At 59.5% G+C, this 12,523-nt stretch carries 12 protein-coding genes; 7 read left to right on the top strand and 5 right to left on the bottom strand.

Annotated elements, in window-relative coordinates; genetic code table 11:
• The first annotated feature begins 3 nt into the window (after positions 1 to 3).
• Positions 4 to 216 (top strand): hypothetical protein, encoded by a 213-nt coding sequence (locus BMY84_RS18125; RefSeq protein ID WP_093085507.1) that lies wholly within the window; start codon positions 4 to 6, stop codon positions 214 to 216.
• 12 nt (positions 217 to 228) lie between these two features.
• On the opposite strand, the gene BMY84_RS18120 is transcribed toward BMY84_RS18125, so the two are convergent.
• Complete coding sequence (locus BMY84_RS18120; protein ID WP_093085505.1) at positions 229 to 1,032, bottom strand: fructosamine kinase family protein; 804 nt, start codon at positions 1,030 to 1,032, stop codon at positions 229 to 231.
• 220 nt (positions 1,033 to 1,252) lie between these two features.
• On the opposite strand from BMY84_RS18120, the gene BMY84_RS18115 reads away from it, so the two are divergent.
• The 5 genes from BMY84_RS18115 to BMY84_RS18100 all read left to right on the top strand — a co-directional run bounded on the left by BMY84_RS18115 (position 1,253) and on the right by BMY84_RS18100 (position 5,086).
• Positions 1,253 to 1,672, top strand: coding sequence for a helix-turn-helix domain-containing protein (locus BMY84_RS18115; RefSeq protein ID WP_093085504.1), 420 nt, complete (start codon positions 1,253 to 1,255; stop codon positions 1,670 to 1,672).
• Between the two features lie 9 nt (positions 1,673 to 1,681).
• Positions 1,682 to 2,305 (top strand): GntR family transcriptional regulator, encoded by a 624-nt coding sequence (locus BMY84_RS18110; protein ID WP_093085502.1) that lies wholly within the window; start codon positions 1,682 to 1,684, stop codon positions 2,303 to 2,305.
• Between the two features lie 178 nt (positions 2,306 to 2,483).
• Positions 2,484 to 2,618, top strand: a complete 135-nt coding sequence (locus BMY84_RS29350) for a benenodin family lasso peptide (protein ID WP_256215302.1) — start codon at positions 2,484 to 2,486, stop codon at positions 2,616 to 2,618.
• A 66-nt stretch (positions 2,619 to 2,684) separates the two neighbouring features.
• On the top strand, positions 2,685 to 3,329 hold the full coding sequence (locus BMY84_RS18105) for a lasso peptide biosynthesis B2 protein (protein WP_093085501.1): 645 nt from the start codon (positions 2,685 to 2,687) through the stop codon (positions 3,327 to 3,329).
• A complete protein-coding gene (locus BMY84_RS18100) occupies positions 3,329 to 5,086 on the top strand; it encodes an asparagine synthase-related protein (RefSeq protein ID WP_093085499.1) in 1,758 nt (585 codons plus the stop codon). The genes BMY84_RS18105 and BMY84_RS18100 overlap by 1 nt, the downstream gene beginning before the upstream one ends.
• A gap of 46 nt (positions 5,087 to 5,132) precedes the next feature.
• On the opposite strand, the gene BMY84_RS18095 is transcribed toward BMY84_RS18100, so the two are convergent.
• From BMY84_RS18095 to BMY84_RS18080, 4 genes are all read right to left on the bottom strand, one after another.
• Positions 5,133 to 7,178: an Atxe2 family lasso peptide isopeptidase gene (locus BMY84_RS18095; protein ID WP_093085498.1), complete on the bottom strand. Its 2,046-nt coding sequence runs from the start codon at positions 7,176 to 7,178 to the stop codon at positions 5,133 to 5,135.
• Positions 7,178 to 9,751: a TonB-dependent receptor domain-containing protein gene (locus BMY84_RS18090; RefSeq protein WP_093085496.1), complete on the bottom strand. Its 2,574-nt coding sequence runs from the start codon at positions 9,749 to 9,751 to the stop codon at positions 7,178 to 7,180. Before BMY84_RS18090 ends, BMY84_RS18095 begins: the two co-directional genes overlap by 1 nt.
• Before the next feature lie 83 nt (positions 9,752 to 9,834).
• On the bottom strand, positions 9,835 to 10,875 hold the full coding sequence (locus BMY84_RS18085) for a FecR family protein (protein ID WP_256215301.1): 1,041 nt from the start codon (positions 10,873 to 10,875) through the stop codon (positions 9,835 to 9,837).
• Entirely contained in the window at positions 10,868 to 11,434 is a 567-nt protein-coding gene (locus BMY84_RS18080; RefSeq protein ID WP_093085493.1) for an RNA polymerase sigma factor, read from the bottom strand. Before BMY84_RS18080 ends, BMY84_RS18085 begins: the two co-directional genes overlap by 8 nt.
• Positions 11,435 to 11,996: 562 nt before the next feature.
• On the opposite strand from BMY84_RS18080, the gene BMY84_RS18075 reads away from it, so the two are divergent.
• Positions 11,997 to 12,350, top strand: coding sequence for a hypothetical protein (locus BMY84_RS18075; RefSeq protein WP_218146979.1), 354 nt, complete (start codon positions 11,997 to 11,999; stop codon positions 12,348 to 12,350).
• Positions 12,351 to 12,523 lie beyond the last annotated feature (173 nt).

Below are 12,523 nucleotides of genomic sequence, written 5' to 3'. Positions count from 1 at the left end.
GCCATGGCGCAAATCACCGATCGAGACCTCCATCTGGTCAAAAAGGCGTTGTGCCTGGGCATTGCTGTTATTGAGCAGCAACCAGAAGGGCCGTTCCGACCTGATTCCGATGCTGCCGACATGAAAGACCTCGCCGATCGCCTTATGGAGGATGATATCGAACTCGCGCATTATCTGCGCTCAGCCAGGCTGGTCCTGTCGGGTAAGCCTGGATAGACAGGCCTTTACCTAGAAACCGAGCGCTGCGAGACAGGAGCCGGCCTGCTGGTGATAGGCGCCTCCAAAGAGGCGAACATGGACCAGGAGCGGCCAGAGCCGGTAGACGGGCTGCCGTTCCCGCCATCCCGGCTCAAGACCACATGCCTCGTAGAAGGCGCTCGGAGGTTGATCGAACAGGCCGAGCATAGCGAGGTCGACCTCCCGATCCCCATAATAGCAGGCCGGGTCGATGAGGCCGGATATCTGGTCTTGGTCGATGAGGATATTGCCGCCCCACAGATCGCCATGGAGCAGCGCTGCCGCAGGCGTCCTCGGGATATAGTCGGCGAGGCGATCGGCAAGCTTGCTGACCCGGTGCGCCAGATGCGGCTCGAGATGCGCAAGGTGGCAGGCCAGACGCTTTTCCGCCCAGAATGCGACCCAGTCATCCGCCCTGCCATTTGTGATGGTGACCGGCCCGAAAGCGTAATGCTTGTCCCAACCCAGGCGCTCTCCGGTAGGCCGGTGCAGATGGTCCAGAACGTCGGCCAACTGACCCCATGAACGTCCAATCGGACCAGTCGAGGGCATGTCTTCAAGGAGCATCAGGCCCTTCTCGACCGCCAACATCGCAGGGACCGGGACATCTGTTTTACAGATAGCCAAGACCATGGTGGCTTCCTCTTCCACCAGCGGTCCCTGTTTGGCTATCACCGTTCGGCCGTCGGCAAGAGTGAGGCGTGACACCGAGCTCAAATTACCGCCTGAAAGGCGCGCCGCGCTCACGACGCCCATTCCCAGCAGACTTCCTGCCCGCGCGAACATGGACCGCATTTTTATTCTATCTCCTGGAGGTGTCGAAACAACAAGGCCTGCTAGGCGGTAGTGCAGGCAGCGGCGTAGTTTGCTCGCTAATTCACGTAATAAAAAAGGGAATAATTCGGCCACACTCTCAAAATGGGAGTCAAAAAATTTGACCGACAGCGCATTTCACACGAACTTGACCGAGTCGGAATGTGCATGGGAGCTTTGAGACGCGATCAGGGAGGCCCTGGTGATCTCATCTCAAGGCGGCGCCCTCGAAGAGGAAGCGTCGATACTGGCCGAGGTCAAGTCGATCTCCGGTCGCCGAATCGAAGAACGGCGCAAGCGCCATCGCATTACGCAAAAGCAGCTCGCCGCTGATGTCGGGATCGGCGTGCGGTGGCTTCGTGAAATCGAGTCGGGCAACCCGAAGGCCCGGGTCGATGATCATATCGCCTGCGCGCATGTCCTTGGCCTCTCTTCAGCGCATCTTATCATTCCAATGCTGTTTCTGGAGCATAACATGCACTTTCCACGCCACTTCTTTCTGGATGATATGCACCAGCTTGAAACGCTGTGCGTCGAGTTCATCTCCAATCTCAGTCTCAAGACATTTCTTCACCCGGGCAACGGCTCGAAAGGGCCGGATAGCGCCGGATCAGCAGGGTAGGGCGGCGCTATGTCGCCCGAGGCTCTAACCGCCGTTCGTGTCCACCGTGAGATCAAGGCGCTCATACTGGCTGGCAGGTTCACGCCGGGATTACCGCTGACGGTACAGTCCCTTGCTGAGGAATTTGGAACGAGTACATCCCCGGTGCGGGACGCGCTGAACAGGCTGGTAGGCGAACGTCTTGTAGAAATGCAAGGGGGCGGTGGTTTCGCGCTGGCTGAGATAAGCAAGCGCCGCGCCTATCATCTCTACAGTTTTCATGGCGATCTGGTCCGAACCATCATCAAGGTGATGGTTCGCTTTGACGAACTCGGGCCGCCCCCGGCAAGTCTTCTAAACAAGACAGCCCAGAGCCTGACTTTGGCTCGGGCAACCGCAGAGTTCTTCGCCCTGACGGCTGCCTGTTCACCTAATCCGGAACATCTGGACGCTGTCATGCAGGTTGGCGAACGACTCGCTATTTTCCGATTGCACGAAGGGCCTATCGGAAGGCAGGGAGAGGAGCTCGCGACGCTATGGAATGTAACCCGATCGGGAAACAGAAATGCGACGCGTGTCGCGATGTGGCAGTATCACCGTCGACGTTTGTTACGGGCTGACGAAATTTCTCTGGCCGCGGGCAGTTTGGCGTAAGTCAGAAAAGCGCCGCACACCTGTGAATTTTCGCTGCAGCGCATGACCGTCTTGGAGTCGTCTTGGCATGCAAACATATATGCTACCAAAATGAGAGCGTATATGATCGGATATATGTCGGTCATTTCATACCATCGCTGATGCCGCAACTTCCTGCGGAGATGTGATGGAGATGAACATGAAGAACATCATCGAACATGACGAAGTGGTCGTCGATCTGGGCGTTGCCTCGGTCGAAACCAAGGGCGCCGGTGTCGGCCTCGAAGACAATCTGGGCACCCAGATCCGGTCGATGGGCATCGCCGACGACTGAACAAGGAGGCGCGTATCGCGGAGCGGTACGCGCCTTTCTTTGTGTCATGAAAAGATAGGTGAGAACATGGCCTACAAGCTGCGAAATGGCCTTCATTTTTGCGTTTCCGAGGGGCGGTTGATCCTGTTCGATGTGCCTGGGGATCGATATTTTGCACTTCAGCCCGCGGCGGACGCTGCATTCCAGGATATTGCCAGGGGGCATGAGCCCGGGCCGGCGGTCAGAGAACTGGAGCGCGCGAAAATTCTTATCTGGAGCGATAGCGATAGCGAGCCTTTGCGGCCGGCCAGCGTCACCAAAGCAATTAGAGAAATTGACTGCGAGTCCGCGTCGCCCTTCGTCCGTTTTTCGACAAGGTGCGTGATCGCCCAACTCCGGGCGATCGCGTGGCTGCGGCTCCGCAACTTTGAGGCCGTCATTGGGAGCCTTGGAACTCGCTATCGGAATGGGACTGACGGCCGCGAGCAGGAAATGATCGCGCTGAGCAGGGCCTTTGCTGCAACGGCGCCATTGCGACTCCGCCATCGCCACTGCCTCTCCAGTTCGCTCGCTTATTTCCATGTGATCCGAACGCTCGGCATGAATGCCAAGCTTGTGATGGGGGTATGCGCCCAGCCATTTTCGGCGCATTGCTGGGTGCAGTCTGGAGAAACAGTCCTCAATGATCGGCTCGAAAACATCGCGCCGTTCCAGCCTATTTTTTACGTCTGATGCGGCTCGAATTTCTCATCCTGTCGTCTTGTGATCAGGCGATGCTCGAAGCGTTGGTGATGCAAATCCACAGGGTGACTGGCATCAGCCAGGCCGCTGCAGGGGAGGGTTTTGCGATCCTGTCGCGGTCTATCGACGCTGTAGTTCAAATCCCGGCAGGCAAAGGTTTTGTCGTGGGCACGCTATTTTCCAGGCACGGTCCTGCTCGCAGCATATCTCAAGCTGAACCGCACGAGCTCGATGAACTGGTTCAGGCCAACGGGATGGAATGTTTGCGTGACCGATTTTGGGGTGGCTATGTGGCGTTGCTGGTCGATGGAAGTGTGCTGACACTCCTGCGCGATCCGTCGGGTGCCATGCCTTGCTACATGATCCCGATAGCAGGCGGCTGGGCCGCTGCATCAGACGTCTCGCTCTTGGTGCAGGCTGGATTGTTTAAGCCTGAAATCGCATGGGGTGAGATTCCGCGTTACTTAGCCGCCCGGGATCTGCCAGATACGGTGACAGCCATCGAGCAAGTGCGCGAGCTGTTGCCGGGGACATATGTGTGTGTCGAAGCTGGCTTGAGGACGTCTGGTAGTTTCTGGTCGCCGTGGAATTATGTCAGCGACAAAGATTGGCCTGGCACCCAGCAGATGGAAGAGAAGCTGCGACGGACAGTCGACCATTGCGTGGCCTCTTGGGCCTCGACGACTAGCACGCCTCTCCTCACACTGTCAGGTGGTTTTGATTCCTCTGTCGTCGCGGCGGCCCTTCAAAGTTCGAGAAAACATTTTTGCTGCCTGACGATCTGTACCAGTGGCGGGCTAGGCAACGAAAGAGATTACGCCCGCGCAATGGCCGATGCCGTTGGCGCTCGGATTGTCGAGGAAGACTATGATCTGGCGGACATCGATCTGTCTGTGTCGGCCGCCAGGCATTTTCCAAAGCCCATCGGCCAAATCCATGAAACTGCTTACCATGCCACGGCGATGCGCGTAGCGGAGGCATTGGAAGCAGACGCCATCTACACAGGAAGCGGCGGCGACAATGTCTTCTACAACAGCAGTTCAGTGAGGCCACTACTTGATTGCCTGCGTGCGAACGGGGTCGGGCTTGCGGCTTTTAGAACCCTGCGCGATATTTCCGATAAGCTGGAGGTTTCGAAACGGGCAATCCTATGGGAAGCTGCAAGACACTATTGCCAGCTGACACGGCCCTATGCCTGGCAACTCAATCTGGATCTGATGTCCGAAGAGGCGAGACAGAGCGTTACCGCTCATCCGCCGTCTCATTCATGGCTCGATGACCAGCAGCTCTCCCGTCCCGGTAAAGTTGGCCACATCGCCTTACTGCTTCGCGTGCAAAATCATCTTGAAGGCTATCTCCGCACCTTTGACATGCCGCTCGTCAATCCGCTGATGTCGCAACCAATCGTGGAGCTGGCCCTGTCAATTCCAACTTGGCATATGGTTAGGGGTGGCCGCGATCGTGCAGTTGCGCGCGCCGCCTATGATAGCGCGATGCCGCCGGTCGTCAGGGACCGGCGGCGTAAGGGAAGTCCAAGTTCTTTTGCGGTCACTGTCCTTCGAGCCAAGCGCCAGGACGCGCGCGAGCGATTGCTTGACGGCGAACTGGTTCGGCGCGGGCTCATTGACAAGGCTGCTCTGATCGCAGCTTTGTCGGCCGAGCCGGGCATTGGTCTGAGCTATGTGAGGATTTTGGGCCTTCTGGATATGGAAGCGTGGATTAGCCATTGGCGTGGGCAAGGTCGCTGAACAGACCTTGTTGATGATCCCATATTGGGCGGAAGAGTTTCAAGCCTCACGGCTCCCTATTCCATGCTTTTTTCATTTCCGCCCAGCGGAGGCTTTCCTCCCGCTCCACGCCATCGGCAGGCATTTTGTCGAGAAGCCAGAAGTCGAACCACCGCAGATTGCGCCGATAGACGCTAAGCCGATGGGCTGGCTGTCGTTTGATATGTTCCTCGTCCGGAAACACGAAGACGTCGACCGGCTTGTTTGCAGAGCGCAGCGCATAGACGGCTTCGAGAGCAGGAATGAGCTCGGCATCAGCAGACTGAATGAGAATGGGAAACGCAACGCGCTCGGCATTGCGGGAGTAGGAGATCTCAGACCATATGGCCGAGCCCGTGTCCGGCGAAGCCGGCCAGCCCACGCGTTCATGCTGCTCCTGAATGGCCGCGCCCAACAGCCAGGTTTGTGAGGGTTCCCAACAGCAGCCACTGATTGAGGCAGCCTTGAACATCTTGCTGTGCAAGGCGGCAAATTGCGTTGTCGTCGACCCGTCGCTGAGGCCGGTGATACCAACCTTGTCGGGATCTACTAGGCCTACCGCTATCAGCTCGGCAACCTTGGTCTCGATAAACGATAATATGCTGCGTCTTGTGACAAAATCCTCATTGTCGCGCCTCTGCCATTCGAGCGGTTTCAGACCCGCTACCGGGAACGGAGATCGCGGTCGCTCAATGCTCAGGACCAGATACCCGGCGTTGGCAAATGTTTGGAGGGGAAACTCGTCGCCCGTGCCGCCACGCAGGAAGCCTCGGGTCGCATATTGCGTCACGATCAACGGATAACGACGGCCGCGTATGAAATTGGGAGGGTAAACGAGATCGCCGAAGCCCTCGACACCCATGGCATTTGTCCATTGCAGCCGCTCAACTCGGCCAAGCCTGAGAGATCGATAGGAAGGGTTGGGATCGAAAATGCTCTGGCTCGTGCCCTTGGCCGGATTGATCCGGTCGATAAACCGGGGACGGCTCGAGGCTTCTCTCGCACATGCGATGTCGTTGCCTATTGCGGCACACCCCATGAGAATATCCGGCGTTGCAAACAGACGGACAGGCTTATCCTCGCCGCCTTTCCATTCATAGATCGCGCTCATGCTGCGTGCCCAGCCTTCACGGCGAACATAGCGGATCCGGCCAGTTGGCGTGATCCATGGCTGTCCATCGATGTCGGCGCAGTTTTCATTGCCGCATATCATTTCTCGGGTTCCAACGGCCGTTCGAACCCTGCTGATGCCATTGGCGTCTGGTTTGACATCTGCCGTCCGCGTGCCGCTCCCGGTAGCAGGGGTGGTGCGCGCTAGGAATGCCGCCTCCTGCTGGGTCGCCGCCTTGACCGTGCCATCAAGCAGATTGACGGTATGAACGCCGTAGGCGGCCGGACCACGAGGAAATGGTGCGGTTGAAGCAAAGGGAAAGAAGCGGTCATCAAGGTGGTAGCCACGCAAGGCTTCTCGGTTCAGTTCGGCTTGTCCTTTGGCGTCGTCCCGCTTTTGAAAGATGAGGCTCTTACCGTCCGGGCTAAAGCGGAAATCGACAATATCATCGTCTGGTGCGACAGCAGGTCGGCTATGCCGTTGATCATCCCAGATCCATAGTTGCAGTCGGCCATTGAGCAGCTTGAGGAATGCGAGCTGCGTCCCGTCCGGAGACCAGCGGGGCGTAATGACCTTGGCAACGCCTGACGGAAAGCCGTGCGTGTTAAAGAAATTGTCGTACCGCCAGAACGCGGCGCCGGGGCCCGCATCTATGAGCGACGCCTCCCCGTCAGCGCTGGCGATGTAAATGCCGGTACAATAGCTGTTGGCCGCCGTGTTGGCGCGGCGCACGGCGACTGCAAATCGGGACTGATCGGGGGAGAGGGTGAAAACGGGATCTTCCTCCATCCCACCGTTCGACCCGATGTCGAGCGTCTCGATGAGGTCCGTTGCCTCGATCGGGCGCGCTGTCGCTTCGGGCTCGCGGCGTTGAAGGATTTTTGCGCAATCGCGATCCGCAGGTACGGCCGGCAGGGCGGCCGTACCTGCGCCAACAAGGCTCATTGCGAGGGAAATGAGCATTACCAGGCCTTGGAAACGGTGAGGCTGACGGTACGCCCGATTGCAGGATAATTGGTCGCGTCGAAATTGGGCAGGGCGACGCTGGTCGTGCGGATCAGGGAGGGCTTCCTGTTTAAGAGGTTCTGGCTCGCGATGAGGAAGGACCAGCCCGCCCAGATGCCACTGCCCTCGGGCTGCCACCTGATAGTGGCATCAACCGAGTGGAACGCTTTGACCTTGTAGCTCGTGGTGGCACGCGTGTCGTTCGTGCCGCCAAGGTAATTATAGCCGAGCGCAAGCGTTGTTGCGCCGCGCTTCCAACTGGCGCTTGCGGTTCCACGCCAATGAGGCGGTCGGAAAATGTTGCCGGCTTGTTCAAACACGGGCTGCCCAGCGCTCAATTGCTGGTCGCTCTCAAGATAGCTGGCGCTTGCCTCGATGTTGAACTGGTTGCCTCCCTCGGAGAAGGCATAGGCGATCGAGCCATCCACACCCTTGATATGCTGACGCGCCACATTCTGATATCCGGTGTAGATGATTGCGGCGAGGTTGGCTGGATCATAGGCAGTACCTGACATATTCTGGACGGGGAGCAGCAGGTTGGACGTGGCTGCCAACACCTGTTCCAGGGTCGGATTGAGAATGAGAAGGTCGGCATATTCCGTTCTGAACGCCTGCGAGCTGGATGCGATCGGGTTTGTGACGCGGTTCTTATACTTGACGTCGAAAAAGCTGGCTTCGACCTTCAGGCCTGGAATGGCATTTGGTCGCAGTTCAGCGGACAAAGTGAAAGTCGTTGCCTTCTCCGGTTCGAGCGGCTGCCTGCCACCGCTGATTTGCAGCACATTTTCATTGGTGGGAGGCGCGGGAAGATAGCGGGTTGGCGCATAGAGCGTCGCCTGTGGTGCGACGTTGATCTGGCTGAGCGTGGGGGCCTTGAAGGACTTCCCCCATGCACCCTTGAGCGTCAGGTCGGGAACTGGCTGGTAGGAAAGGCCGAGCTTTGGTGTTGCAAGGCTTCCTATCCGTTCGTAGCGTTCGTAGCGGACAGCACCGGTGATTTGCAGGGAATGAATGAGAGGCATGGCACTCTCGCCACCAACGAGCGGCAGGAACAGCTCGCCAAAGGCGAAAGTCGCGGTCTGCGAGTCCCTGTAATTCTGGATTGTAAGGAATGCCGTGGGGGTCGTCCGCTGAACCAATGCGCGAAGGCCGTTGGACCGCAGGCCGCCGCCGAGCGCGGCACGGGCATCGCCTCCGGGCAGCGAGAAGAGGGGGCCTTCTGCGCTGAACTCGGCAGACCAGAGATCATTCTTGTAACGGACATCGTTCACGAACAGGCGACTGCCAGCAGAGAAGACCTCAACCGCGATACCGCTGTCGCTGATGGCGCGCGTCGCACGGGCGGTCACGTCCCAGTCGGCTGGCAGGTGGAAGGTGAGCGATGGGCTGACCGACCAGCTACGGACGTCGGGTGTGGCGGTAGCGCCGGACGCGAGATTGGTGCCGCTGCCGTTGGGGAGCGAGAAGCTGGATTTGTGCCGGTTATAATGGGCATCTATGCTGAATTCCATGACGTCGCCCAACGCCTGATGACCCGCAAGAACGGCGCTCCACTGCCTGCTCGGCGGGAGAATGGTCAGTTCAGGGTTCACCGACCCGCGTGTGTAGGATCGCTGCCCGGCCGAGATGCCGGTCGCCTTGTTGAAGTCGCCTGCAATCATGAAGCCGCCGCCACTCCACCGGCGGCCCGACACTGCGGTATATTGCTGCTGGAAGGCGCCGCCTTCGGTCGCGCCGCCCAGTCTGACGCTTGTCTCCAGTCCGTCAAAGTCGCGGCGCAAAATGATATTGGCCACGCCACCAACCGCGTCGGAGCCATACAGTGCCGAGGCGCCGTCTGCGACGACCTCGATCCGTTCGACAGCGGCAAGGGGAATGGCCGAAATATCTATCCCTTGGCTGGCCGCGTCATAAGCGACGCGATGACCGTTGAGCAATGTGAGCGTGGCGTCCGGGCCAAGCCCGCGTAGATTGAGCGCGGACGAGGAGGTGACGTTTTCAGAGCCGTTCTGGCTGCCGGAGACCACGCCGGGGTTTTGCCCCCCATTGTAATTTTGCGGGATGCTGCGTGCGAATGAACCAAGATCGCTATGACCCAGTTCGGTGATTTTCTCGCGTGATGCTGAGATGACCGGTGACGTTGGCTTTGCGCCGCGAATGCGCGAGCCAGTGACTGAGAGCTGGATGTCCGTCGCGCCGGTTACCTCCTCGCGCGACGGCGCGTCTCGCCCCCGCAGGGTGATGGTGCGATCCCTGATTTCGGCGGTAAGGCCTGACGGCGCGAGGAGGGCGGCCACGGCTTCTTCGACCGTGTAGGCGCCGGCGAGGGAGGGGGCGCGCGCGCCCTTGAGGCTTTTGGCATCGGCGACGAGTTGGTAATCACTGCCGCGTGCGATCGTGCGCAACGCTGTGGCAAGGTCCTGCGCAGGAAGATCATAGGTCCTGACGGGTTCCTGCGCATGCGCTTGCCCAGTAACAGCGCCCATACATAGTGCAGCGCTGCTCAACAGCGCGATCTTCATGATGCCCATTATTTGCCCCTGTCTTTCATTGCCCCTTTATGGGGTTCAATGAGAGAGACGGCGGCTCGTTATTCTAAAGCTGGTCGCACATATTATTTCTTTGCGCAGAGGATCAGCTTGCCGGGATGAGATCGATCGATGTCAACGTCGAGGAAGGCGCTGATGGCGTGCGCGACCCGTTCGATGTCACGAATATCGATGTCGGCGAAAATCTCGCGAGGGCCAAGCGCCGGTGTCGCCAGCTCGATCTTGGTTTCGCTGTAGCTGTTGGCTTCTGCGATGACATCACTGATCGGGACATTGTCAAAGCTCTTTACGCCGGTCACCCACTGCTGCTCGGAACGAGGGGCAGAAATGACAGAGATCTGAGCGCCTTGTCCAGCCTTGAGGGTGAGGAGTTGCCCAGGCCGCAGCTGAAGCCTTCTGGCCTGCCCGTCGGCAAGCGCGCGAGCAAAGGATAGGTCCAGCAGCGTGTCGACCGGGTTGAGGCGGAGCCCCTCACGGACGGTCACGTCGAAACTGCCGCTTTTGGTTGTGACATCCGTTCCGGCGCCATGGACGACGAAGGGGCGACGGGCGTCTTGGGCGACGGTGAACCGTGCGCGGCCGCGCTTCACCTCGACGCGGCGCTGCGTGGCGGTCATAGTGACAAGCAGCAGCGTGTCAGTGTCGAGGAGGACGGATGTGCCATCCTCAAGGCGTTCGGTCCGGACCTCGCCGATCCTTGTTTCGATGGGCGTGCGGGCTTCGCTTTGCGCGATCAGCGAGGGGGATGTGTCCCCCGATCGCCACCAGATGCCTGCGGCGGTGAGGAGAAGCAGCGCGAGCGAGGCGGCAAGTAGCGCGGGTGATCGGGACATCCGATGCTGCATCTGAGGCTGGGGCTTGCGTGATCGCAGGCCGTCCCGGGCCGCATCGTCGCCAGCCTCCAGCATGTCCTGAACGATGCCGACATAGCGCGCCGCGCGTGCTGGATCGTCCACCGCCCAGGCGGAAAAGGCGGCCTGATGTGGGCCAAGCCTGTCGAGAGCCAGTGGGTCGGGTATGGACTTCGGATCGCCAAGGATGGTCATCGCCCATTCCATGGCCTCCTGCCAGTCCCGCTCTGCCTGAGCAGCGCTGCTGTCAGTCATCATTCGCCTCGCGATGGGCGACCACATGCTTCATGGCCTTGAGCATCTGTTTCTGGACCACCCAGAGGGGGACGCCAAGCTCTTGCGCAATCTCGACATAGGTTTGTCCCTCGACGCGGTTGCGCAGGAAGATGTCGAGGGTTTCGGGCTGGAGCTGGTTGAGGATCAGCGTCCAGCGCGAAAGATCCTGCCGTGCCTGTAGCTCGCGGTGCGTATCGCAAGGCGCGATGAGGTCTAGTTCGTCGTCGATCAGGCTAGAGCGTCTGGAAAGAAGGGTTGAGCTGCGTTCGATGAAATCGCGCAGCAAATTGGTCGCGATGCGGGTGAGATAGGCCTGCGGGCTGGCGAGGGCCTGGACGGGCGCCGCGCGCACGAAGCGGGTGAAGGTCTCCTGGGAAAGCTCGTCGGCATCGGCCGGATTGCCGAGCTGGCGCGTGAAGAAGCGCATGAGGCGGGGCTTCTCCCTTCGGTAGAATTCCGGGAAGCGAAACGGTTCGCTGCCGGAATCATTTTGCCTGATAGGATCGCGCAGGCGATCCTCGCTTCTGCTCTGGCTCATTGTCGCACCTATGTCCTCTCGGGGCGACGGCCAAAGCCGGATGTTCGAAACCTGTGGAAACCGCAGGCGCATGCGCCTTTACCGTTGCCGGCTGGACATGCGCGCATGCCACCCGGCCCCAGTGAAACTGTGACCGAGCTGGTTTCCAAGGAGTTTCGACGCCCCACTTCCGCGCTTTCAGCGGAAGTGAACCCAATGTGCCGGATTGATGGAAGAGCGCAACCCTAAAGAACGGACTTTGTGACGTTTTTGGGAAGCTGGGGTGGGAAGGGAAGGGATGGGCGGCTGCCCGCTGCGCGGGCACCGCGCTCTTGCCGGAGCGGCGTGCCGCCGCACCGACCGGGCTCGGCTGCGCCGATCCCGGCCCTTCGGGCTGCGATCGCTGCCGCATGTCCGTGCATGTCCGTCTTCGTGTCAGGAGTTCTCGAAGCCGCTTTGGAAGAGGTGTGATCATGGTTTTGATCACTGACGACCGCGGGCGGCATTTCAACGGCAGGGAGGGGAGGGGGTGGGAAAGCGGCGGCCGGAAGGCTTGTTGAAATCCAGAAGGGAGCGGCCGCAAATGACGCATCATCATATCGTGAGTGAATGTCTGGTGCGGTTCGTGGCGCGAATGCGCGACAGGGTTCCAGATGCAATCTGCGCTGGGCGTATCGAGCGCTTTCTGGAGAGAAGCGCTCGGGCCGATGCTGCCCAGCGTCCTGACGCGCATGAGGCGCGGGATATGGGGATCAAAAGGGCGGTCGCTCAGATGGAGCCGCTCACACGTGGCATTTTGATTCTGGTGGTGGAACGCAAGATGAGTGTGTTGGAGGTGGCCCGGATATTCCGTATGAGCGAGGAGCGCGTCTGTCGGCATTTCAGACTGGCTGCGCAGATGGTCATGAAGTATCGCGGGGGAGGGGATGGCGCCTGAGAAAACGTTGATTTCTTGATGTTGATTTTCAGGCGGGGAGTTTGATCGGCTAAAAAAAAGACAGCCGGGTTTACGGCAAGGAGTGGGACTTTCGCGACGGTCGGCTTCGGGGTAACCACCCCAAGAAAGCCGACGTTGGCTCATCAGTTGCGCGACCTCAGCGCGATGACCTG

Source organism: Sphingobium sp. AP50 (assembly GCF_900109095.1).
Lineage (GTDB): Bacteria > Pseudomonadota > Alphaproteobacteria > Sphingomonadales > Sphingomonadaceae > Sphingobium.
Note: the sequence above shows the minus strand (reverse complement) of the source record. Positions and strands in the feature narration are given on the sequence as shown.